The 22,240-nt window shown below is 43.4% G+C and carries 17 protein-coding genes and 2 pseudogenes; 11 read left to right on the forward strand and 8 right to left on the reverse strand.

Annotated features, from left to right (window positions below; translation table 11 throughout):
- Positions 1 to 91: 91 nt before the first annotated feature.
- Entirely contained in the window at positions 92 to 2,863 is a 2,772-nt protein-coding gene (locus tag ACM0OZ_RS23085; protein WP_414585152.1) for an AAA-like domain-containing protein, read from the reverse strand.
- Positions 2,860 to 4,170, reverse strand: a complete 1,311-nt coding sequence (locus tag ACM0OZ_RS23090; protein ID WP_414585153.1) for an AAA-like domain-containing protein — start codon at positions 4,168 to 4,170, stop codon at positions 2,860 to 2,862. The genes ACM0OZ_RS23085 and ACM0OZ_RS23090 overlap by 4 nt, the downstream gene beginning before the upstream one ends.
- A gap of 147 nt (positions 4,171 to 4,317) precedes the next feature.
- Here ACM0OZ_RS23090 and ACM0OZ_RS23095 point away from each other — a divergent pair, with 147 nt between their 5' ends.
- Both ACM0OZ_RS23095 and ACM0OZ_RS23100 read left to right on the forward strand, forming a co-directional pair.
- Positions 4,318 to 4,671, forward strand: a complete 354-nt coding sequence (locus tag ACM0OZ_RS23095) for a hypothetical protein (protein ID WP_414585154.1) — start codon at positions 4,318 to 4,320, stop codon at positions 4,669 to 4,671.
- A gap of 88 nt (positions 4,672 to 4,759) precedes the next feature.
- Positions 4,760 to 5,035, forward strand: a pseudogene (locus ACM0OZ_RS23100) (putative PEP-binding protein); the annotation flags it as partial.
- A gap of 422 nt (positions 5,036 to 5,457) precedes the next feature.
- Here the strand turns inward: ACM0OZ_RS23100 and acsF are convergent.
- A complete protein-coding gene (gene acsF, locus ACM0OZ_RS23105; RefSeq protein ID WP_414585155.1) occupies positions 5,458 to 6,534 on the reverse strand; it encodes a magnesium-protoporphyrin IX monomethyl ester (oxidative) cyclase in 1,077 nt (358 codons plus the stop codon).
- 494 nt (positions 6,535 to 7,028) lie between these two features.
- On the opposite strand from acsF, the gene ACM0OZ_RS23110 reads away from it, so the two are divergent.
- The 3 genes from ACM0OZ_RS23110 to ACM0OZ_RS23120 all read left to right on the forward strand — a co-directional run bounded on the left by ACM0OZ_RS23110 (position 7,029) and on the right by ACM0OZ_RS23120 (position 11,483).
- Complete coding sequence (locus ACM0OZ_RS23110) at positions 7,029 to 7,745, forward strand: heme oxygenase (biliverdin-producing) (protein ID WP_414585156.1); 717 nt, start codon at positions 7,029 to 7,031, stop codon at positions 7,743 to 7,745.
- Positions 7,746 to 8,205: 460 nt separating this feature from the next.
- Complete coding sequence (hemN, locus tag ACM0OZ_RS23115; RefSeq protein ID WP_414585157.1) at positions 8,206 to 9,588, forward strand: oxygen-independent coproporphyrinogen III oxidase; 1,383 nt, start codon at positions 8,206 to 8,208, stop codon at positions 9,586 to 9,588.
- A gap of 581 nt (positions 9,589 to 10,169) precedes the next feature.
- Positions 10,170 to 11,483, forward strand: a complete 1,314-nt coding sequence (locus tag ACM0OZ_RS23120) for a serine hydrolase (protein ID WP_414585158.1) — start codon at positions 10,170 to 10,172, stop codon at positions 11,481 to 11,483.
- A gap of 24 nt (positions 11,484 to 11,507) precedes the next feature.
- On the opposite strand, the gene ACM0OZ_RS23125 is transcribed toward ACM0OZ_RS23120, so the two are convergent.
- Complete coding sequence (locus ACM0OZ_RS23125) at positions 11,508 to 12,110, reverse strand: neutral zinc metallopeptidase (RefSeq protein WP_414585159.1); 603 nt, start codon at positions 12,108 to 12,110, stop codon at positions 11,508 to 11,510.
- A 258-nt stretch (positions 12,111 to 12,368) separates the two neighbouring features.
- On the opposite strand from ACM0OZ_RS23125, the pseudogene ACM0OZ_RS23130 reads away from it, so the two are divergent.
- Positions 12,369 to 12,541 (forward strand): annotated as a pseudogene (locus ACM0OZ_RS23130) (carboxymuconolactone decarboxylase family protein); the annotation flags it as partial.
- Here ACM0OZ_RS23130 and ACM0OZ_RS23135 read toward each other — a convergent pair.
- The 3 genes from ACM0OZ_RS23135 to ACM0OZ_RS23145 all read right to left on the reverse strand — a co-directional run bounded on the left by ACM0OZ_RS23135 (position 12,538) and on the right by ACM0OZ_RS23145 (position 14,940).
- Positions 12,538 to 13,101 carry an MOSC domain-containing protein gene (locus tag ACM0OZ_RS23135; protein WP_414585160.1) on the reverse strand — a complete coding sequence of 188 codons (564 nt, stop codon included), beginning with the start codon at positions 13,099 to 13,101 and terminating at the stop codon, positions 12,538 to 12,540. The pseudogene ACM0OZ_RS23130 and the gene ACM0OZ_RS23135 overlap by 4 nt on opposite strands.
- Positions 13,102 to 13,281: 180 nt before the next feature.
- On the reverse strand, positions 13,282 to 14,556 hold the full coding sequence (iscB, locus tag ACM0OZ_RS23140) for an RNA-guided endonuclease IscB (protein WP_414585161.1): 1,275 nt from the start codon (positions 14,554 to 14,556) through the stop codon (positions 13,282 to 13,284).
- 204 nt (positions 14,557 to 14,760) lie between these two features.
- Entirely contained in the window at positions 14,761 to 14,940 is a 180-nt protein-coding gene (locus ACM0OZ_RS23145; protein ID WP_414585162.1) for a hypothetical protein, read from the reverse strand.
- A 97-nt stretch (positions 14,941 to 15,037) separates the two neighbouring features.
- Here ACM0OZ_RS23145 and ACM0OZ_RS23150 point away from each other — a divergent pair, with 97 nt between their 5' ends.
- Genes ACM0OZ_RS23150 through gatB form a run of 3 tightly spaced genes read left to right on the forward strand, consistent with a single transcriptional unit; the run spans position 15,038 to position 18,357 of the window.
- Positions 15,038 to 15,553: a HugZ family protein gene (locus tag ACM0OZ_RS23150; protein WP_414585163.1), complete on the forward strand. Its 516-nt coding sequence runs from the start codon at positions 15,038 to 15,040 to the stop codon at positions 15,551 to 15,553.
- 30 nt (positions 15,554 to 15,583) lie between these two features.
- Positions 15,584 to 16,840, forward strand: a complete 1,257-nt coding sequence (locus tag ACM0OZ_RS23155) for a glycosyltransferase (RefSeq protein WP_414585164.1) — start codon at positions 15,584 to 15,586, stop codon at positions 16,838 to 16,840.
- Positions 16,841 to 16,881: 41 nt separating this feature from the next.
- A complete protein-coding gene (gene gatB / locus ACM0OZ_RS23160; protein ID WP_414585165.1) occupies positions 16,882 to 18,357 on the forward strand; it encodes an Asp-tRNA(Asn)/Glu-tRNA(Gln) amidotransferase subunit GatB in 1,476 nt (491 codons plus the stop codon).
- A 603-nt stretch (positions 18,358 to 18,960) separates the two neighbouring features.
- On the opposite strand, the gene ACM0OZ_RS23165 is transcribed toward gatB, so the two are convergent.
- Positions 18,961 to 19,488 carry a hypothetical protein gene (locus ACM0OZ_RS23165; RefSeq protein ID WP_414585166.1) on the reverse strand — a complete coding sequence of 176 codons (528 nt, stop codon included), beginning with the start codon at positions 19,486 to 19,488 and terminating at the stop codon, positions 18,961 to 18,963.
- Between the two features lie 222 nt (positions 19,489 to 19,710).
- On the opposite strand from ACM0OZ_RS23165, the gene ACM0OZ_RS23170 reads away from it, so the two are divergent.
- Positions 19,711 to 20,235 carry a hypothetical protein gene (locus ACM0OZ_RS23170; protein ID WP_414585167.1) on the forward strand — a complete coding sequence of 175 codons (525 nt, stop codon included), beginning with the start codon at positions 19,711 to 19,713 and terminating at the stop codon, positions 20,233 to 20,235.
- 468 nt (positions 20,236 to 20,703) lie between these two features.
- Complete coding sequence (locus tag ACM0OZ_RS23175; protein ID WP_414585168.1) at positions 20,704 to 22,230, forward strand: RNA-guided endonuclease TnpB family protein; 1,527 nt, start codon at positions 20,704 to 20,706, stop codon at positions 22,228 to 22,230.
- Positions 22,231 to 22,240 lie beyond the last annotated feature (10 nt).

Raw genomic sequence — 22,240 nt, forward strand, 5'->3', positions numbered from 1 at the left:
GAAAGTAACAAATGAGGGATAACAGTGCGATGTAGAAAGTTGATTATATCCAATCCCTTCACTAACTACCGCTTGTTCAAGCAACCCCTCTTCACTTTTGCCCAGGGTTTTCCGGAGCGTTTTCCGAATCGCACGACTGAAAGCTATGTTGGGAACCTTGAGGAGAAGGCCCACCTCTACGAACGCAAACGAGGCCATATTCCCTATCAGGATCGCCCGTTGCAAAAAACCGGAGTCTATCCCCTGATGTTTTATCTGGTGGAAGATCCACAACGCTCAAATTGTTAAGTACCGTTTTCCGTGTAGCATTGGTGGATAGTGCGCTAATCAAAGCCTGTGTCGCATCATAACCATTAGCGGTGCGCCAGTTGATGTTTCCTTGCCATCTCTGTGCTGCTTCTTTCGCATAGGAGGAATTTCCATCATCAAACCAGGGTACAGCTAAAATTAAGTCCTCAATCGCAGAGGCACCCTGTATTAAGGTGTTAGACCCATACAATGCACCACCACCCAACAGCTGTAATCTTTGCTCCGGTAGGAGCTGGGCATTTGCCCTAGCAATAGAGATGGCAACAGAACTTGTTTGTACACCTGGCAATAAAATAGCAACTTTTACTTTATCCTCTTTTACACTGCGCTCGATTTCAGCCTTGGCGTCCAGATCAGGTTTACTCAGGTCAACAGCTCGGATAATGCTCCCAGTGAACTCTTTCCCAAAGTCTTCTTTGGCGCTTTTGCTGTAGATGCTCTCTTTAGATTCATCGAAGAAAATCACCACTTTGTCGAAGCCTTTGTCTTTGGCAAACTCAGCCAGCTTTTTAGCCAATAGCTTAGTAGAAGCAACCGTCCGGAAGAAAACCCTATTTTTGAAATTTGAACGGCTTTTAGTTAAAGATGAACTGGTGCTAGTAGGAGAAACTATAGCCAACGCAGCTTTGTCGTATTCAGGGAGTATTGCCTCACTTGCCTCACTGGAGTTATGACCAATTACGCCTAAAACTGCTTTGTTATGAACAATCTGCTGGGCAACTGTTTTGCTGGCGAAGTCTTGGTTGTTTCCATCGTTGGTAATTATAATCTCTAGTAACCTACCATTTAAACCTCCGGCTTTGTTGAATTTAGTTTGTGCATCTGCCACGCCGCGCAACACTTCTCTAGCATCGGTGGGATTGTTGTCTATCGGCACTACTACTGCTAGTGTGAAAGGAGTACCTTTTTTATAACGAGCTTTGGCGTTATTGAGGTAAATTTGGGGTTCTGGGTCATTAGGAGCGCTGTCTACGGCTTTTTCAAAAAACTTAATTGCTAAGGCATAATTTTTTGATTTGAAAGCCTTAATACCTTGACGCAGGTCAAAGTTACCAGAACTAAAGAGGTTGCTCTCCCCACTGCTAGCCACAAGTAAACAGGCACCGTTTAACCTTGCTTGACCATCTGGGCAATATGTAGAATTCTGCCACCATAAAAATCCTCCCCACAGGGTAGCGGCAGTTGCAATAGTAGCAGCAGTAACCAGTTGCCATCGATTAGCTCGTATCCCCTCATAGGAGGCGATTTCTAGAGCTTTGTCTTTATCTTGTTGAGCTGTTTTTCTCTCTAATTCTTGGCTAGCACTTAGAAACTGACGATCCTGATCGCCTAAGGTTTTGTCTTCTGCCCATTTCAGAGCCTCTTGAAGCTTTTGTCCTTGCAATAGCCAGGTGTCCTCATGATTGGATTCCAACCAAGCTTTTAAAGATTCGGCATAAGGGCGCACAGTCTCCAGCTCCCTCATCACCCAAGTCTGGTTAAAAACCTTCTCATAAATACGGTTGTAAACTTTTAGGGAATTGCCTTGCTTTACTACTAACCCTGATAGCCGCAACTCTATTTGTTCGGGGCTATCATCAGCGGCAATTTTTCCCTGTTGCAAAATTTGTTCATACAGCGACAACAAACGAACAGTTCTACTCTTACTCCTGAGAATGCGATCGCGAATTGTCCTTAAATGTTGGGGTACATCCTGAGCTTCCCAATTTTCAATCACTGAGGAGCGCACCAAGTCATCAATATACTTAACTTCACTGCCTTGTGGAATAGGAGATGATGAGGTTGCAATAAGTTTACACAGCTTTTGGGTGAGGAAAGGTTGACCACCTGTCCAAATCAACACTTCTGTGAGTGCAGCCGTTATGTTTCTGACTTTCCCTACCAATCCTGGAGCTAAAGGCATTACTTCTTCTAGGGAAAAGCCATGTAATTCAATCGCTTTACCAATATTAAACGGTGAGTTAGTTTTATCTTGAATCAGATCAGATGGTGTTGCTACTCCTAGCAGTGCAAAGGTGAGGCGTCTGTATTTTGGTTTGTTGGCACGTTTGTTATAACAGGCACGGATATACGCAAAGAAATCGTCCTTGAAGTCTAATGTGAGAACCCTATCAATTTCATCGACAAAGATGACGATGTTCTGGGAAACCTGAGCTAGCAGTACCTCTTCGATAAAATTACTTAGCCGCTGCACGGGAGAAAGATACTGACGCGATTGCCACCAAGCTTCTAAATTGATTGAAAGCTTAAACTCTCTGCATAGCAAATCGACGAAGCCCACATACCACTCATTCGCCGATGTCCCCGACTGGCTACCAATATCCGAAATATCTATGTCAGCACAGGCAACACCTTCTTGTTGCAACCGATGTATTGTTTGCACACGCAAACTCGACTTGCCCATTTGCCGTGAGTTCAGTACATAACAAAACTCACCAGCCATTAATGCTTGATAGAATTCGTCGTCAGCCAGCCGCATCACATAGGTAGGGTCATCAATCGATAGGCTCCCCCCAACTTGGTATTTGTTGGCTGAGTTTGCTTCTGGGTTCATTGCGTGTCTTTCAGGTGTTCTTGAAAATACAGACGATATAACTTGCAACGCGGTTCTACACCATTGCTTTTCCGCTTCACTAGCCCTAGTTCATCTAACTTCCACCCCAGAGCTGACTCTAATTGCACTGGGCAATCAGCTGTAACTACTTGTTTAAGTGCTGCATCGAGTTTTGGATGCTTTTGGCGATTCCGCTGCAAATTCCACAAGTGTTCTTGTAAAAGGTCACCATAAATACCAGCTTCTGTGGGAGCCGTTTTCAACAGATCGGCAAGCGTCATGCCCCACCGTGTGATGTGTTCAAGGGCTTCTCGCACTAGATACGGATGCCCTCCTACCATCTCCATAAGCTGCTCAACTTGGGCAGTGTCCCAATCGAGTCCATGACGCTTTGCCAAATCTTTCACCTGCGCTGGGCTGAATTCTGGTAACTCTACTGATGTGCCTACATTAAATGGTGACTGGTTTATATCCAGTAGAGTATATTCTTCGGTATGCACTAATATCACTCGGAGTTTTTGCCAGATACGACGAGTTTTAGCTTTCTCGTGCCAGCTTCGCAGCATACCCAAAAATTCTCCGGCAATTTCTGGATATTGGTAAACCTGATCCACATCATCCAAGCCTAAGACTAGAGGAGGTTTGTCTGCATTTAACAGACAGTCCTCAAAATAGTCCATGCATTTAAGTTTACTATTACCAAGGTGCTTATTCCAGTGTTCATTCACTTTGTTATCCGGCTTCTCCTCCAGCATCTGAGTGATGCTACTACAAAACCACTGCAAGAATTTATCCAGGTTCTCGAAATCTGTTTCCTCCGCTAGCCGCAGTTTCAAATCAACCGTTCTGTAGCCCTTATTACATGCGTCATTGATTAGCTTAGACATCAGTTCAGTTTTGCCCATCTTGGGGGGAGCCTTAATCCTAAGCAGGGCACCAGGTATTGAAATTTCTTGTTCACAGAGAGATTCAATGGGAGGGCGCTCTACATAATAGAAGTCAGAAGCGACGACCGACTGGGTTTGCGTAGCATCTTTGTACGGGAATCGGGACTGCGATCGCTCTAGTACCGCCCGAAAATTCCTTTTGCTGACCGGTTCCCCCAAGGCATCTGAAAGTAACTTCCAGAACTTGTGACCAACATCTCCCTTGAGATAACTTGCCTTATGCAGGGAGTTTGCCATGTCATCATAGGTCAGACCCTCCCAAGATCCCCGCAGTATGGTCAATTCGACATCATTCAGGTGCCTGTGTTCATGCTCCTGAATTGCTGTCTCTACAACCTTGAGTGCTTTTTCAAAATTCATGGATTGGTGAGGAATCAAAATCTACTGTCCATTCAAAATCTTGAGTCTATTTTACTTAACTTTTTACTTTTTGAGTTGCAATCCTTGCTTTTCCAGACTATAGTCTTAAATATACATGAAAAAGTCAGTTTTTGCATGGTAAAACAGATGCAGGAGGATACAGCCTTCATTGCTGAGGTTTATGAACCCGGAAGCAGGTTGTCCTTTACCTGTCTACCACCAGGGTGCTACCAACGCAATCATTACCACAAGGACTTCAACATGAGATCAAATCAACAAGATGTTAACAACAGTGAACTTGTAGCCACCGCCCAAGCAAGCGAATTTGAACAGCAGTTTATTCTCCTTTCTTCCAATTCAACTACCTCCTCTGAACAGCCAGTAGGAGGTTCCAATCAACTGACAAATGGAGTGGTTGCAGTCGCTGTGATTATTGCAATGACGTACTTTTTAAAGGCACTTGCTCAGCTGCTCCAAGATCTGAACAAAAAGAACAAGTAATCGGAATTAAGGAAAGTTACTTTCGCAAAAATACTGAGAAATGCCGTTATTATAAGCGTTAGCCCCCAGTGTCTCTAGCGCTGGGGGCGTCATTATCATGATTCAACAAACTGTGCAAGCTGCACATCAAGCCGGCATTTGGGTAGGGTTATGTGGGGAACTAGCAGCAGATCCTTTAGCAGCACCGATTTTATTGGGGTTAGGATTAGATGAGGTGAGTCTGAATCCGCAAGCTATTCCTGGATTTAAGCAGGCGATCGCTCAATTGACAATGGCACAAGCACAGACAATTGTTGCATCAGCCATGCAGCAAGATTCTGCGGCTGATGTCAGAGAATTGATCCAAAAATTATCTCAACATTAGACTTGTTGCATTCATCCAAAAAAAAGAATAATTAACCACAGATGGAGACAGATGGACACAGATGGAACTCACATTCCATAAGAGGTGTATTAAGTTCCCATTTAAAACAGTGAACAGTACCAGCCGCAGTGACGCCTGCGGGCTGGTGTGGTTGTACTGACACCAACGCTTATGCCTACGGCACGTCTGACGACGAACGGTTCAATTGGTGTGGTATTTCCCCCGGAGGATGAAACTGATAACTAGATTTCTTGCAAAAATCCAATTTAAGGGTATTTTAAACCGCAGATACACGAGCTTTGGACGCAGACAAACACTAGTTAATTATCTGTGTCCATCTGTGTCCATCTGTGGTTTGATATTCAAAAAATCGACTTTTGCAGGAGATCTACCGATAACTGATAACTGATAACTGGTAACTGTTAATAAACTGCTTCCCTAAATAATTCAGTATCAATCGGCTTGATGAGGTAAAGCCGTAACAGATGCCCGACTATTGAAAGTATCAAGGGTAATTTTTGGAAGAACTTAACAATCTTTGGACTATTGCTGCTGTTAATCTCTGCCAGCTTGAGATTAATATCGGAACACTCTTCGAGTCGCCGGAAAAACTCTGGGTGTTCTGTATCCAGTATCACAGGAAATGCCCGTGCTGCGGTTTCATTTGTGTTTTCAATGACTTGAATGTTGTACTCGTATGGATTAATACCAACAGAGCGATAAAATGAGACTCGTTCAAGCACTGTCAAAGTGTGGGTAGCAAACACAGACAACAGGAAAAATCGCACCCACAAACGTGCTTTCCAGTTATTCCACAATTGAGGTTGCGATCGCAACAGCGCCTTAAAGAAATCTCCATGTCGATTCTCATCCTGACACCAACTCTCGAAATACCGGAAGAGGGGATAGAATCGGTTTTCTGGATATGACTCTAGGTGACGGAACATGATGATGTAACGCCAGTAGCCAATTTTCTCAGATAGGTAAACTGTGTAGATAATCCATTCTGGTGGAAAGAAGGTGTAAGTACGATTTTTTGTGAGATAACTCAAGTCCAGCGAGAGATTAAAGTCTGACATTGCTTTATTGAGAAATCCAGCATGACGTGCTTCATCCCGCGCCATACAATGAAAAGCTTCTGCCAAAATGGGGTTCCGGTTTTTCAGTCTGCGCGATAACTCTTTAAACAGCAGAAACCCGGAAAACTCCGAAGTGCATGAACGTTCCAAAAAGTCAATAAAAGCGCGGCGTGTTTCCCCATCAATATGTTCCCAACTCTGCTCAAACTCGGAATCACGCACAAAGTGATGGCGGTTATAGTCAGCCCGCAACTCATCCACAATAGCCCGCAACTCAGGCTCATGCGCCGAAATATCCAACTGCGCTACAGCCTCAAAGTCAGTTGTGTAAAACCGGGGCGTTAACAATGTTTCCTGCACAGGCGCTTTCACACCTGGCTTAAGCAACTCAGGCTCTGAGGTTTGAAGAGACTTAGCCATGAGAATCGTTCAATTAATGTATCTTTTTAAAGCTATATAAGCATGAATAATAATTAAAATCTACCAAAAGTAAAATTATTTAAAATAGTTTTCAAAACTGATTTGCGTTTGGATGGAGTATCGGGAAAATATGAATAAATATGAATGAATTTATGGTTATACAACTATTTGATAGTTAAATAGTTTAAGTGGTCATCAACGTGGTTTGGAGAGACATTAGCAGTGGTAGTTGCTGGCTAAGTTCTGCTCTAAACCCAAAATTGCTATCTCCCCCTAACTCTGACGTTAACGGTGAACGACTCCTACAGCCAGTGAAAAAATGCTTATTTAGGCAGGAGTAGTCTATCAATTTTGATTTGAAGAGTTCGTAGTAAGCGCTTACTACAAAAGAGATAGTCTGACAAGGGGAATCCTGCGAAAGTCCTAAAATTCGGTAACTCCAAACCTTATGGGTGTTGGGTACGTATCTTACTTGGACGAGAACCGCTTTAACAATGAGTAGCAATCTAGCTGAAAAACTTCGCTGTGGAACGCAACAAGCTCATACAGCAATTGAAAACATGGGATTCATGAAATGTTTTGTCAAAGGAGTTGTCGATAGAAACTGCTTTGCAAAATTTTTAGGTAACTTGTATTACATCTATAGCGAACTGGAAGCAGCATTAGAGCATCATAAAGACCATTCTTTAATCAGTGCGGTATATTTCAGAGAACTCAATCGCAAAGCTCATTTGGAGAAAGACTTAGAGTTTTATTACTCTCACAACTGGAGAGGGCAAATCACACCTGCAAAAGCCACCCTGGCTTACGTCAGCCGCATCCGTGAACTGTCCGCAAAAGAACCACAGTTATTGATAGGTCATGCTTATACCCGCTACATGGGCGATTTGTCTGGTGGTCAGATGTTGCAAAAAGTTGCTCAATCAGTTTTGAAGCTTTCTGGATATGAAGGCACATCTTTCTACAATTTTGAGCAAATTCCAGACAAAAAAGCATTTAAGGACAAGTACCGTCAAGCATTAGATTCATTGCCAATAAATGATGCAACCGCAGACCGCATTGTTGCGGAAGCAAACCACGCGTTTCGACTGAATATGCAGATGGCGAAGGAATTGGAAGAAACTCTCATCAAACTCATCGGTCAAGTCATGTTCAATAGCTTGACTAATACTAATAATAACCCCGGTAACACCGAACTCAGTAAAGCTTAGAAATTTTATTGAGAATCACCTCTAGACGGGTGAGACAGCGTTTATCAAGGTGCATCAGTAACGGATTTTGTAACTGGATATCGCGGATGATTTATAGCAGTTCTTAATTAGACTTTTTGCAAAAGTCTGATGAATGGATATTTAGAACCACAGAGCCACATGAATTACTTCTGTCACGCTCGAAGATTACCTATTAACGAAGCGCCCTACGCCGAAGGCGCATGCCCAAAGGGCTTTAGACGCCAAGAACGCCAAGGAAAAGATAAGTAATCTTGTACCGATAAGGGAGTAATACAGATAAATTATCTGTGTCCATCGGTGTCCATCTGTGGTTTAATTTTCTCCTTTCTTTGACTTTTGCACTCTTGTTTATTAAATACGAACAAGAAGCGCTATATTCAGTGACATCCATTGCTACTTTCGTATCCTACATACATTCATTTTATTGGAAGCAACCTCGATGGTTTTTCAAATTCCTGGTGTCAAGTTTGATTTCGATATCATCAAGAAGTACGATACTCCTGCACCCAGATACACGAGTTACCCACCCGCTACAGAGTTAACCGAAGCGTTTACTCACACAGATTTTCAAACTGCGATCGCCGCCTCGAATCAAAGGAAAACTCCCCTGTCTTTGTATTTCCACATACCCTTCTGCCAAAGTGCTTGCTATTTTTGCGGTTGCAATGTAGTGATTTCAAACAACAAGAATATTGCTAAACCATATTTGGAGTATCTGGTTCGAGACATTAGGAAAACAGCAAGCTTAATTGATTCAGATAGGAAAGTGGTTCAGATTCACTGGGGTGGTGGAACTCCTAATTATTTGAGCCGTGAACAAGTGGAACGTTTATGGACAAATATCAATCAACACTTCACACTCAGCCCCACAGCAGAAATCTCTATTGAAATTAATCCCCGCTACATCGATAAAAATTACATTTTCTTTCTCAGAGAGATTGGGTTTAACCGAATTAGTTTTGGTATTCAGGATTTTAATCGTGAAGTTCAAGTTGCAGTGAATCGCATTCAGCCAGAAGAAATGCTGTTTGATGTGATGGGCTGGATTAAAGAAGCGAAGTTTGAAAGCGTGAATGTAGACCTGATTTACGGTCTACCCTATCAAACTGTCCAGACTTTTCGCGATACAGTCAAAAAGACCATTGAATTAGACCCAGACAGGATTGCTGTTTTTAACTTTGCCTATGTACCCTGGCTGAAACCAGTGCAAAAAAATATACCACTGGAAGCACTACCCCCAGCGCAGGAAAAGTTAGAAATTCTCAAGATGACTGTTGAGGAGTTGACAACTCACCAATATTTATTCATAGGTATGGATCATTTTGCCAAATCCAATGATGAATTGGCAATTGCCCAAGGCGATCGCGCCCTAAAACGCAACTTCCAAGGCTACACAACTCAGCCGCAAGCAGAACTCTTTGGTTTTGGTGCCACATCCATCAGTATGCTAGAAGATACCTACGCCCAAAACCACAAGCAATTAAGCGATTACTATCAAGCAATTGATACAGATATCCTACCGATTAGTAAAGGTATCAAACTCAGTTGGGATGATATTCTTAGGCGGGATGTCATCATGAGCATCATGTGTCACTTTCAACTGTATAAGCAAGACATTGAAGACAAGTACCATATTTGTTTTGACGACTATTTCTCTCAGGAACTAGAGGCGTTAAAGCATCTAGAAGCAGATGGACTGGTTAGGCTATCAAAGAACCATATCAGTGTCACAGAAATTGGCAGATTACTGATAAGAAACATTGCTGTCCTCTTTGATATGCATACAACAAAACAAGAGAAAAGATTTTCTCGCGCCATTTAAGTGCCTAATACAAAGTTCAGTTAATCGTTCGACTTTTTGTAAAAGTCAGATAACGATATTTAAAACCACAGATGCATACAGATACACACGGATAATTTATCTGTGTTCATCTGTGTTCATCTGTGGTTTCATTTTTCTTCTTCTTAACTTTTGTAAAAGGCTTATTTATCATAAATACCCTCACTCCAAAGTAATCTCCTAATTCTTGAGAGATTTCCCAGAACGCAGGATGGGGGTTTTTCTGTAGTTAATTTACCAGAATTAATACAACACATCTCCCTAGATATTACAGTTGCCGTTCCTTGTTTAATTCGTTATGGATAACAACCCGACAGGAACTACTTTGTCAATGACTCCTATATCCGACAAAATGTTCCCAACGGAACCTTGAGTTTGGATAAGCCGTTGTTAATTGAGGCTGCACTTGCCGCAATTCAGTGATTTGTTACTAAGGTCACTTGCGGCAACACAACTAAAATAGCAATAATTACAATCTCGTGCAGTTTTTTTCCGGACAAGACTAGAAAAATCTGGAAGATTTGTGCAAGCAAATTCTACTATCGCTCACAAAAATCACACTGATGAGATTTAGCTTTCTGTTAGTTAGTGTCGCCAGTATTCTACTGTTATCTTCTCCAGTCAAAGCAGCTCGCTTGCAATCTTGGTATTTCGACCCTGTTCAAAATCAACTAGATATAACAACTGATTCTGGAGTACAACCAAAAGCTTTTTTAATTAATAACCCGACAAGACTTGTCATTGATCTACCAGGAACAACTAATCTAGACGACAACACAGTCCGTAAAACTCTTGGATCAGCAGTTCGGGAGATTCGTTTGGGACAAGTTGACTCCCAAACAACGAGATTGGTTGTTGAATTAGCACCTGGCTACACAGTATCGCCCGAAAAATTACTGATTCAAGGAGATTCTTCGTCACACTGGATCGTGAAATTCTCCTCAATTGAACGTGCAGCCTTAAATGATTCGCAAGTCAAAGTTATAGACACCAAATCTGAAGAAGAACAAATTCCCGTGCAAATCCGCAATATTTCGACCTTTGCTGGGGTTGTCCCCTTGGGTAAGGAATTGTTGCAGCTAAACTCTCAACTCAAAACATTGATCGCTCGTTACAGCTTTCTCTCGCCTGGAATCTTTTTCCTAGACTTGGATACAGGCAATTATTTGGACTTCAATGGAGAGAAGATATTTCCAGCTGCTAGCACCATTAAGTTTCCCATTTTGGTTGCTTTGTTTGAGGAAGTTGATGCTGGCAGAATTAAGCTGAATGAAACCTTAGTGCTGCGACGTGATTTGAAAGCCGAAGCTGCAGGTTCCGGAGTCTTGCAATACAAACCAGTGGGAACGCGACTGAGTGTGTTAGACACCGCCACCAAGATGATTACTATCAGTGACAATACCGCTACAAATATGATTATTGACCGTTTAGGTGGTAAGGCTAAGTTAAATCAGCGGTTTCGTAGTTGGGGACTGCAAAACACTGTGATTCGCAATCTATTAGGTGACTTTAAGGGAACTAATACGACCAGCCCCAAAGACCTGGTAAGACTGTCAGCGTTGATTACTAATAATAAATTGCTGAGTGATAGAAGCCGCTCCCAGGCTTTGGGCATCATGCGTCGTGTTGAGAACAGAAGGTTGCTACCAGCCGGTCTTGGTAAAGGTGCGGTCATTGCTCATAAAACTGGAACTTTGGGAGTTCTCCTTGGGGATGCAGGTATCATCGAGTTGCCATCCGGTAAGCGTTACTTAGCAGGCATTTTGGTGAAAAGACCTTTTGGTGACACCAGAGCAAGAGTTTTTATTAGTCAAGTTTCTAAGCTAGTTTATGGCTACCTAGACCAACCGAGAGTGACTAGTAGTCTGTCTCAATAGGCGTTAAGGCTTTATTATTCTCCGTTACACTCTCCGAACACGGCAGACACGCACACCACTTCCCTTGACGGCACCTTGCATACCTTGAACAACAGCTCTAACGCGTTGTTCTGGTGTGCCATGATGGTGCTTATTGCCCCATTGGTAATCCCCAATTCGATGAGCTAGGGTTGCAATCTCTAAAATATCCCGTTTATCAAGAGCAATATTGGGAATCAACCCCAAATAAACTCCTGCCAAACAATCCGCTTGAAGTTCTGATATAGGTGTCACACTGGGTTGAAATCCATATACAGTTTGCATAGCATGGGCATATTCATGTCCAACAATATAAGCTAAGGCAGCATCTCCGTACTGGTATGCCATCCTGATATCTCTTGTGGTGATGTAGACAGTGTGGTTGCGTTTGCAATATTGACTACTATAAAGAGGTCCGCAACCACCGCGAGAACCATGAGCAACACCCCAAATTAATCTTGGTGTCGCTTGATAACCGTGAATGTGCTGGATTCCAGTATATACTGCATTGATAACGGCTTGGGGTGCCAATTCTGCCTGAGCAGGTAAACTCGCCAGCACAGATCCAATACCGATAAAAGTCGTAGTCAGTACCTTGAGTGCTTTCATTGTTACCTCATATGAATTTAAATCACCAATTTTTTAGTAACTTGAAGACAAAAAACCCCTGATTGTTTCATGTCTTCCAAAACAACCTACATTTGTGACAATGCAACTTCCGCAAATTTATATAAGTAAATTCTCTGAAATTTGTTTTTAATAATATAAAAAAATACATGAACATCTACTTAGAGACTGTTTCTAAAGAAATGTAAAGAAAGCAAAATAAGACCATTGCGCGCAGCACAGTGCCAAAAGGGCAATCGCCACATCGCTGTGAGTGTGACTAATGGCTGTGAATATTGGATCGCTTCACACACAGCAGCAGTATGAATGATCAGATGTTTGGTGAATTAATGGCGATCGCTGCTACTGCAAATATGACTAATCGTCTCGCCAACGGCTATCAGATTCCCGTAGATAAACGCTTCAAAACCTAGTAAAGGCAAGAAACAATATCACCAACCCGAATCACGCCAGGTTGAACGACCTTAGCATTGATGCCACGCAGACGAAGCTGTTTTCCCACAGGTGAATTGACAAATTTCATTGCATCCAGCCCAAAACGTGCTACAAATTTTTTACAGCCGTTATGAGGTTGATTAGTAACTTCAATTACAGCTGAGCCGAAAGCCAATTGGGTTCCTGCTGGTAAATTTTCAGCGCTCAAATCTATATCAATAAAAAGCTGATCTCCTGCCAGTTGCCATCGATTTTTATCTTGTGCCACAAGGGCAATCACACGGGAATTCATGATATTAAGTTGCATATCAGGATGAGACGATCCATCAGATGTACGAGAACTGCCACGGGTTCTCCAATTGTCACCTACGAGACCTTCTACCAGATCAAGTTCACCTTCTTCCAAGACCTCCCGCTCACCAGTCTGCGGCCGTCGTACAATCAACTCCAACACGCCCTTATCTTTGGGTGACTGGCGAATCTCGTCTAATCCCGCTTCAAGCTCTTCCATCGTCAAATATTTTACATCTACCATCATTAACCTCATTCTTGAGATAAATTGACCTCAAATGATTAAGACCTATCACTGATGTTAGATATTTACGGACTCTCATGATGTTCAAAGGATGAATATCACCGAACCTCCTCGTGGCGGAAGCCCCTGTTTTCTAAACATGGGGAGGAAGCCATAGGCGAATTTATTCGCCGTCTAAATATCCTAGAATGCATATGAGTAACCATCCTTTTGATGAATTGGTGTGCAAAACCTGTAACTGATGCCTTGTACTCGCTGAGTTTTGGTGGCGATATCAAAACTACCAGTCTTGCGGCATAACACGCGACCAATATATCTGCCAACCTTCTTTCCAGAAGTGACAACAGCTTTTATGATGTCGCCAGTTTTGAAGCCAAAATGAACTTGCTTGCGTTCGCGATGTCGAGTAGGGAAGCCGTATTTGTCAGTTCCGCACATTTGACGAGTTCCCCAACCAGTACATTTAATCTGCAATGGCTGTTGAGTCAACAGATTCAACTTCTCAACTTCCCCGACACAAGCTGCATCAACCCAATGGTGTTTGGGCAGTTCAAGCCTTGTTCGGTTGCCCACCGTTCGTGCGCCCGTCCCAGTCATTGTAGGTAGGACGTTTTTTAAGGTACGGAACAAGCAAAAGCGAGTTGCATTGACTGCGGTTGCATCTTTTAATGGTTGTTTAGCCTGACGCTTTATTTTTTCCAATCTAGAACCATCTTTGAAAAGAAACTCGTCTATAGATTTGGTTCCTTTCTTGGTGTTGCATCGCTCACAAGACAAAGTTAGATTGCTTACTCTGTTACTACCTCCTTTCGCTCTAGGATGAATATGCTCTATCTGAAGCGGTACGCCTTTTTTGTCGCAGTAAGCGCACTTACGTCCCCATTTTTCAAGTAAATATTCCCGTACCTCGTACCCAGCTAGTTCACCTTGTTGATACTCAACACCGTCAATCTCTGGGTTCTGCATCTTTTGGGTATCAAACTTGACTAACTCCATTGCCATTTGAGTAATGGGAGAATACAAACAAAGCCGCTTTACCCAGGTATCAACAGTGAGAATACGATGCATTAATGATGGGGCAAGCCATCCCTCTTTGCGTTTGCGATTATTGAATCGTGGTTGACGATACCGTGTTTTGCGATTTCTGCGACTGCGACGTAAGGAACGTCTAGACAGCAATGAATCTTTGATTTGCCATCCCCGATGTTCTAACTCAGCAATCCAGATAACATTTTCTCCATCTAGAACCGCAATCCCAGTAACTCTGCTACCAGGATCTAACTTGATGGTCAACTGCTTTAAGACTGGATTTGATACCGCGTGTCTGAGGATAATCGTAAATGGATACATCCTAAATACGGCAGCTTTTTGTTTTGTAAGCAGTTCTCTGGCTCGTGCTGGAGGAATTGGATTGAGAGGTTGTTTGTTGGTGTCTAAAACAAATACGTAATTTTGCATTTCTGCATCCTTGTTACAGGTAATGTTTGCTTCGACTTTGTTTAAGGTCGGTACTTTCCAAACGACACTGGTTTATTCTCCGTAAGCCTGTTTAATCGTCCAGTTCCAGAGTTCAAGACTAGCAAGCATCTTGAAGTGGGTTTTTTAACTCTTGCCTTAAACGAGTAGTCTGGTCAGGTGAGTCAACCAGCAAGCCCCTGCCTTTTAGGCATGGGCTTGCCGCTCAACGAGAGAACCCTGACAGGCTACCAAAAGTGCTATTTGGCGTACATAAGCTCGTGCTAAAGTATGTACTAAAGTATGTATAGGTAAAAGTGCTGGTTGAGGATAGCATTCTTCAAGATACTCAATAATTATTATTTTACCCGCTTTGACTGATACCAATTTGCGTAGTAGGTTGAGTTGAGGCTACGAAACCCAACAAACAACGTTGGGTTTCCCCACGGGTTTGCCCAACCTACTATCACGAAAAGGTTCTTCTATGTCTCAATTTGAAACCGCCCTCGCCGCCTATCAAAGCTTCACCGACTTGTTTCAAAGTGTTGTTATCAGCACCGTGAGTGCAGATAACATTCCCAATGCGAGCTATGCTCCTTTTGTCATAGATGAAACCAAAAATATTTACATCTATGTCAGTGGTCTTTCTACCCACACTCAAAATCTCTATGCAGTTCCCAAGGTGAGTGTGTTATTCATAGAAGAGGAATCTCAAACTAAGCAAATCTTTGCGCGTCGTCGTCTAACCTTTGACTGTACAGCGACCTTAGTCGAACGCGATACAGAGTTATGGAATCAAATTGTTGACAGCTTTGAAGCGCGTTTCGGAGAAATTATTCAGCTATTGCGCGATTTACCAGACTTTCGCATTTTTAAACTTACGCCCAGCAAAGGTCGCTTTGTGATTGGTTTTGGTGCTGCCTATGACGTTGACCCGAACGACCTAAGCACCTTAACTCATGTCACAAGTGAGGGCAGAAACGGCGAACGTATCTCTTAAACCCCCACTCCCAAAGGAAAATAGACGAACATGACCCACTTTGGTATCATCTGTCCGGGAGTTCCTGGTCATCTCAATCCCATGATGGCATTGGCACAGGAACTCCAGCAACGGGGTCATCGTGTAACACTGATTAACGTTCTGGATGCTCAAGCTTCTGCACAAGCAGCAGGAATAGAATTTCGGGCAATCGCCCCTGATGAATTTCCTTTGGGAAAAACCCAACAATTACAGGAAATAGATGGGGAATTAAGCGGTTTAGATGCCTTTAAATTCACTGTGACGACATTTACAGAATTAGTAGACATCAGGCTGCGAAATGCTCCAGATGTTATTAGAGAAGCTAACATCGATGCAATGCTTGTGGATCAAGCTTCCCCAGAAGGCGGTACTATTGCCGATTATCTAGGCATTCCCTTTGTCACAATCTGCAATGCTTTGATGATGAATCCAGAACCCAATGTGCCACCGTTGGTCACAACCTGGAGTCCTAAGCCTGTATGGTGGGCGCAGTGGCGTAACCAAATGACTTACACGCTGTTGAACCTGCTCTTATCACGGGGTTTCAAAACCATCCAAACCTACCGCAAGCAGTGGAATTTGCCTCTCTATTCTCAACTCACTGATGTCTGGTCGAAAGAAGCGCAAATTAGCCAACAACCAGCTGAGTTTGATTTTCCCCGACTCGCTTTGCCAAAGTGTTTTCACTACACTGGACCTTTCATCAACCCAAACGCACGCAAAAGAGTAGATTTTCCCTACGACAAATTGGATGAACGTCCCCTGATCTATGCTTCAATGGGAACGCTGAAAAATCGTTTTGTAGAAGTTTTTCAAGGAATTGCCGCCGCCTGTGATGGTTTGGATGTACAACTGGTCATGTCTTTAGGTGGTGCTTTGAATGCTGAAGCTTTGGGCGAATTGCCAGGTTCACCAATAGTTGTCAAGTACGCCCCACAACTGGAACTGCTCAAACGCGCCAGTCTTTTTATCACCCATGCAGGCTTAAATTCAGTGTTAGAATCCCTGAGTGCAGGAGTACCGATGGTGGCAATTCCCATTGGAGATGACCAGCCAGGAGTTGCCGCCAGGGTAGCATGGGTGGGAGCAGGTGAGTTTATTTCCCTGAAGGATTTTAATCGCGATCGCTTAAAGACTGCCATCCAAAAAGTGTTAACGAATGATTCCTATCGTCAAAACGCCCGCCGCATACAAACTGCTATCAGCAAAGTCAATGGGGTAAAACGTACCGCTGACATCATCGAGGGCAAGTCGCAACAAAGCTAAAATAGTACCCTGAAGAAGGATTATGCCCAATTTGTAATTTTATGACTTCTGCTGCTTTAGTAAAAACTGAGTACGAGGCGATTATTGGTCTGGAAACCCATTGTCAGCTGAGTACCAACACCAAGATTTTCTCTTCTAGCTCTACGGCATTTGGTGGTGACCCCAATACTAACATTGACCCGGTTTGCATGGGTTTGCCTGGTGTGTTGCCGGTACTTAATGAAAAAGTTCTAGAATACGCTGTGAAAGCGGGTTTAGCCCTCAATTGCCAAATCGCTAAATATAGCAAGTTTGACCGCAAGCAGTATTTTTATCCTGACTTACCCAAAAATTACCAAATTTCTCAGTATGACCTGCCCATTGCTGAACATGGCTGGTTAGAAATTGAATTGGTAGATGCTGACGGTAACCCCGTTCGCAAAAGGATTGGCATCACACGCCTGCATATGGAGGAAGATGCCGGCAAATTGGTACACGCGGGGAGCGATCGCCTTTCCGGTTCCACCTACTCTCTGGTAGATTACAATCGGGCAGGTGTACCGTTGGTGGAAATTGTCTCGGAACCCGATTTGCGTTCTGGACAAGAAGCCGCTGAGTATGCTCAAGAATTGCGCCGCATTGTACGCTATCTCGGCGTCAGTGATGGCAATATGCAAGAAGGTTCTCTTCGCTGCGATGTCAACATCTCCGTACGTCCTATAGGACAAAAGGAATTTGGCACAAAGGTAGAAATCAAAAACATGAATTCGTTCAACGCCATCCAACGGGCGATTGAATACGAAATTGAGCGGCAAATCGCAGCTGTAGAAGCTGGCGAACGTATTATACAAGAAACTCGTCTGTGGGAAGAAGGCTCTCAACGCACAATTAGTATGCGGGTTAAGGAAGGTTCTAGCGATTATCGCTACTTCCCCGAACCAGATTTAGCGCCGATTGAGGTTTCAGATGAACAATTAGAAGAGTGGCGCAGTCAACTTCCTGAACGACCCGCACAAAAACGCCATCATTATGAAAATGAGTTGGGGTTGACAGCATATGATGCACGGGTGTTGACAGAAGAACGTTCCGTTGCTGAGTATTTTGAAGCGGTGATTGCTGCTGGCGCAAATCCCAAAGCTGCTGCTAACTGGATTACTCAGGATGTCGCCGCCTACCTCAACAAAAATAAACTCAACATCACCGAAATTGCCCTAACACCGACCAATCTGGCTGATGTGATCACTCGGATTGAAAACGGGAAAATCAGCAACGCCATAGCCAAAGAGAAGCTTCCAGAGTTGCTGGACGGTCGTTCTCCTGAGGAATTATTTAAAGGCAAGGAACTGATCACTGATCCCAGTGTACTAGAATCGATCATCGATGAAGTGATGGCTGCAAATCCCAAAGAACTAGAAAAGTTCCGCAACGGTAATACCAACCTCAAAGGCTTCTTTGTCGGACAGGTTCTGAAAAAGACCAACAAACTTGCTGAACCCAAACTGACTAACCAATTGGTGGAAAAGAAGCTCAATGGCTAAATTCTGTAGAGACGTTGCTGCAACGTCTCTACAGGTTCCACTAAGTGTTTTCTTGGAAACTTCTTTACAGTATCTTTAGCAAAACATCATAAAAGAGGGGTGACACCCCTCAGGGCAAAAATGATATATTATGCTAAGTAGATGCACCCTGATGATCTGGAGAGCTGCCCAAGTGGCTCTCCTTTTTTTTGTATTTATTCGGATGCTTATGTCTAGTTTTGTCCAGTGTTTAGCGGATAGCCTCCTAAACTCTCATCTTGCCTCGTTCCCAGCCTCAGGCTGGGAATGCAGCCTTAGGAGGCTCTGCCTTAAGAGCGGCAGAGCCGCTTCAAGGGCATTTCCAGGTGAAACCTGGAAACGAGATTTTAGAAGGGTTTTAGCTTAAATTGACACCAATGGGCACACAACAGCCCCTAAAGCGTGGTTTATTTACTTGAAAAGCGCTGTAAACCGATTTCCTGTAAGAACTCCCGCCCATAAAAAGTGCAACTTGTAGGCGCGACGCTTTGTCCGATAAGACACCCACTCGCGTGAGTCCCTTCGGGACACGCTGCGCGAACGGCGATTGCTGGTTGTAGCGCAGTGCCTCCTTTTGATCGCCTTCTAAACTCTGATCTTTTCCAAGTATTGACGAATTCCCTCGCACATTTGTAAAAAATTAGGTGTAACCTGCTTAGCCAGTGAGTCCTCAACAATACGAGCAATTGCTGCTGTCAACAGTTGCGGTGTGCCTTTGATTTGGTGCGGGTCAATTTGGAGTTCCCCCCGGCTTTCAATGAGAGTGCCGCTACCGTCTTCCAAAAAGCTATTTTTGCCAACACAGTAAACTGCTTCTGTGAAAAAGTGGGTCTTGATACGCCACTGAGTCGTAAAATCAGATTCATTCCAGACTTGCTCCTCGGTCCACACGAGCAAGTCCTCGCTAAGAAAACTACGCGCTACCTTAGGAATCTTTGCACCGCCATGCCACTCGTATACCAAATGCAGTAGTCCGTCTTCCTTTTTACTTGATATGAACTTAATTTGTTGCACCGAAGACATATAGGGTACCAAGTCGATGAGCTTGTCCCGGTAAGCAGCATAGACTAGAGAACGCTTAAACGGAAGATGAGCATCGACGTTTAGAAGCATGGGAAAACCCGCCGTAGTTTGGTTAGTAACAGAAATACGATGATTGAATTAGCTCCAATGATAGCGTTTCTCAGCTTCTAAGACGTCGGTACGAATAAGGGCGATTGCCTACGGGCACCAGCGTAGCTGATCGCTTCGGCGTAACGCAGACCATGCTTAATGCCTGCGTCATACCGTAACTTAGTCTAGTCTCAAGAAAGCTAGTTACAGAGGAAAAGGATAATGCGAAAGCTAATATTTTTGTTCCCAACAGTCGCTGTACTGACCACGCTCACACTTACCAGTTGCAGCACCCTAACCACTGACCAATATGAAGCCACAGCGCTTACTACTTATACCTGGCAAATAAAGGTTGCCGACGACCTAGCCAATGAAAATTTAGCGCGGTTTGAAACTTTTGCTACCACTTCTTTGCTGAATCGCAATGGCTTAAAGCCATCTGGGGCAGTCACTGGTCCTGATGACAAGGGTTTATGGTGGCCCGCTTTGCCGCCGCGACCATCAGTTGATGAAGTCGAACAACGCAAAAAACTTCAACAGGCAAGCAACCCCGAATTATTAAAAAGTGTGAAGTACGAACTGAACTATAGAGTGGGTGAGCAACAGAGGACGCTACCTACTAACTATGAGGTCTATCGACAGGTGGTGAAGGCATACCCATCACGGACTCCTCTGCAATTGACTTTAGGATTAAACGAGAGCTCAGTCGAGAAAGCGGAACCCGTTGGTAGTGGAGGAAACTTTTAGCAAAAAACAGATAACTAAAGGCGTGGGAGTGTCAAAGGCAACAAAGCTATCTTGCTAAAAGTCATTTCATTTCACAAACGAATGAACAAAGCAAGACAACTGCCCCCTCTACACCTAAAATAGCGCGGGAGCATGGTAGCCCCGAAGTGAATCTATCAAGAAATTAAATGAATTGATGGATTCACGTTATTTATATCGGGGTGGAAATGCGACCCGGCTGATTTATCAGCCTTCCATCTTTCTTGCTAATGACTCTATAACTTCACTAACGCTTGTATTACGGTTTTTTGCAACGTCTTGCAATATCTGCCACGCCGACGGAGTTAAAACTACAGTTCTTTTTGTTTTAACTTATTCATGCAATATCGGTATATTTTTTAATCTTTTTTGTCCTTTTTTTTATTATCATATCTAGTTATGTCGTATATACTAGATATAGTTTAACAAATAAATAAGGAGGTGATTTAATTGGCTCGGAGTACAACTTCATCGTTCATAACAGAAGTACCATTAATTGTGAACAGTAAGCAGGAAGCAGAGTTACTCTCTCGCTTTCAAGCAGGAAGGCAGTTATATAATGCTTGCTTAAATGAAGCGATGAAGCGATTAAAGTTAGTTCGCAACTCCGAGCTATATAAGACTGCCAAGAAGATTTCTAGAACTAAGAAGAAAGAACGGTGTGAAGCTTTCAAGAAAGCAACAGAGCAATACAGATACTCAGAATATGACTTGCATGCTTTCGCCACAATAACGAGTAAGAATTCTAAATGGATAGCTGAAAAAATAGACTCTAATACTCAACAGAAACTAGCTACACGGGCATTTAAGGCAAGTGAACGAGTTATGTTGGGTGTGGCGTCGGGCGTGCGGTACAAAGTACCAAGTCGGTTCCGCTCACTAGAAGGCAAGACTAACAAGCAAGGTTTGAGATGGAAAGATGATTGTTTGGTATGGGGCAACCTTAGAATAGCGCCAATTATTGACCTGACTAACCCAGTCATTAAGCATGGGCTTGAATCCCCAATTAAGTACGTTCGCTTGTTGTGGCGTATTTTAAATGGTAAGCGTCGTTGGTACTGCCAGCTAGTTAATGAAGGATTGCCTTACCTATGTACTAGGAACTATGTTTCTGATGGTTTGATTGGCTTAGACCTTAACATCAGTAACATTGCTTTTGTTGGTGATAATCATGCTGACTTGCTACCCTTTGCTGAAAATGTCCCCACTTTTCAAAAAGAAATAGCGGCAATGCAAAGAAAGATGCAGCGCTCTCAACGTGTCAGCAATCCAGACAACTTTGAACCAAACTTCAAGGCAAGGAAGGGACGCAAGACCGTTGTTAAAAAAGGCAAAAACAAGAAAGGGAAGCGGAATTGGAAAAAATCTGCCAATTACCACAAAGCTGCACAAAAGAAACGTGAACTAGAACGGCGTAAAACTGCTTACGCTAAGTCTCAAAATCGTTGTATTGTCAACGAGATATTGAGGCACGGCAAAGATATTAAGACCGAGAACGTATCGGTGAAGGGATGGCAGAAGCGCTATGGCAAAGCAATATCTGCCAAGTCCCCCGGTTTTGTTCAATCAGAATTGAAGCTCAAGGCTGAGAGAGCCGGGGGTTCGTTCACAAAGTTCTCTACTTCATCAACTGCGTTATCTCAAACTCATTTGGACGGGACGCGCATCAAAAAATCCTTGTCAGAACGAGTTCACCGCGATGTAACGGGTATCCCAGAGCATCAGCGTGATTTATTTAGCGCGTTTTTGAGTAGATCAGTCAATCAGGAGAAGTTGGTATTGCAAGATGCTCAAACCGAGTATCTGAGGCTGGAACCAGCCTTGTTGGAGGCGTATCAACGTTATTTAACCCGCAAGCAAATAGGCAAGTCCGAACGCAGGCAGTCTGATTCTTCCTCAGAGCGGGTTTCCAACAAGCTGCTAATCTCTAGCCAGATAGCCAGAAAGGGCGACAAGCTAGATGTGGATGTGGCGTGAATCCCCGTCG

It is taken from the genome of Scytonema sp. PCC 10023 (assembly GCF_963920835.1).
In the GTDB taxonomy this organism is placed as follows: domain Bacteria; phylum Cyanobacteriota; class Cyanobacteriia; order Cyanobacteriales; family Nostocaceae; genus Kalymmatonema.

Excerpts from the sequence above, each read along its gene's own strand:
- iscB (WP_414585161.1), bottom strand. The coding sequence starts at position 14,556 with ATGCAAAATTACGTATTTGTTTTAGACACCAACAAACAACCTCTCAAT.
- ACM0OZ_RS23125 (WP_414585159.1), bottom strand. The coding sequence starts at position 12,110 with ATGAAAGCACTCAAGGTACTGACTACGACTTTTATCGGTATTGGATCT.
- ACM0OZ_RS23120 (WP_414585158.1), top strand. The coding sequence starts at position 10,170 with ATGAGATTTAGCTTTCTGTTAGTTAGTGTCGCCAGTATTCTACTGTTA.
- ACM0OZ_RS23110 (WP_414585156.1), top strand. The coding sequence starts at position 7,029 with ATGAGTAGCAATCTAGCTGAAAAACTTCGCTGTGGAACGCAACAAGCT.
- ACM0OZ_RS23165 (WP_414585166.1), bottom strand. The coding sequence starts at position 19,488 with ATGCTTCTAAACGTCGATGCTCATCTTCCGTTTAAGCGTTCTCTAGTC.
- ACM0OZ_RS23155 (WP_414585164.1), top strand. The coding sequence starts at position 15,584 with ATGACCCACTTTGGTATCATCTGTCCGGGAGTTCCTGGTCATCTCAAT.
- ACM0OZ_RS23095 (WP_414585154.1), top strand. The coding sequence starts at position 4,318 with ATGCAGGAGGATACAGCCTTCATTGCTGAGGTTTATGAACCCGGAAGC.
- gatB (WP_414585165.1), top strand. The coding sequence starts at position 16,882 with ATGACTTCTGCTGCTTTAGTAAAAACTGAGTACGAGGCGATTATTGGT.
- acsF (WP_414585155.1), bottom strand. The coding sequence starts at position 6,534 with ATGGCTAAGTCTCTTCAAACCTCAGAGCCTGAGTTGCTTAAGCCAGGT.
- ACM0OZ_RS23150 (WP_414585163.1), top strand. The coding sequence starts at position 15,038 with ATGTCTCAATTTGAAACCGCCCTCGCCGCCTATCAAAGCTTCACCGAC.
- ACM0OZ_RS23085 (WP_414585152.1), bottom strand. The coding sequence starts at position 2,863 with ATGAACCCAGAAGCAAACTCAGCCAACAAATACCAAGTTGGGGGGAGC.
- ACM0OZ_RS23135 (WP_414585160.1), bottom strand. The coding sequence starts at position 13,101 with ATGATGGTAGATGTAAAATATTTGACGATGGAAGAGCTTGAAGCGGGA.
- hemN (WP_414585157.1), top strand. The coding sequence starts at position 8,206 with ATGGTTTTTCAAATTCCTGGTGTCAAGTTTGATTTCGATATCATCAAG.
- ACM0OZ_RS23170 (WP_414585167.1), top strand. The coding sequence starts at position 19,711 with ATGCGAAAGCTAATATTTTTGTTCCCAACAGTCGCTGTACTGACCACG.
- ACM0OZ_RS23090 (WP_414585153.1), bottom strand. The coding sequence starts at position 4,170 with ATGAATTTTGAAAAAGCACTCAAGGTTGTAGAGACAGCAATTCAGGAG.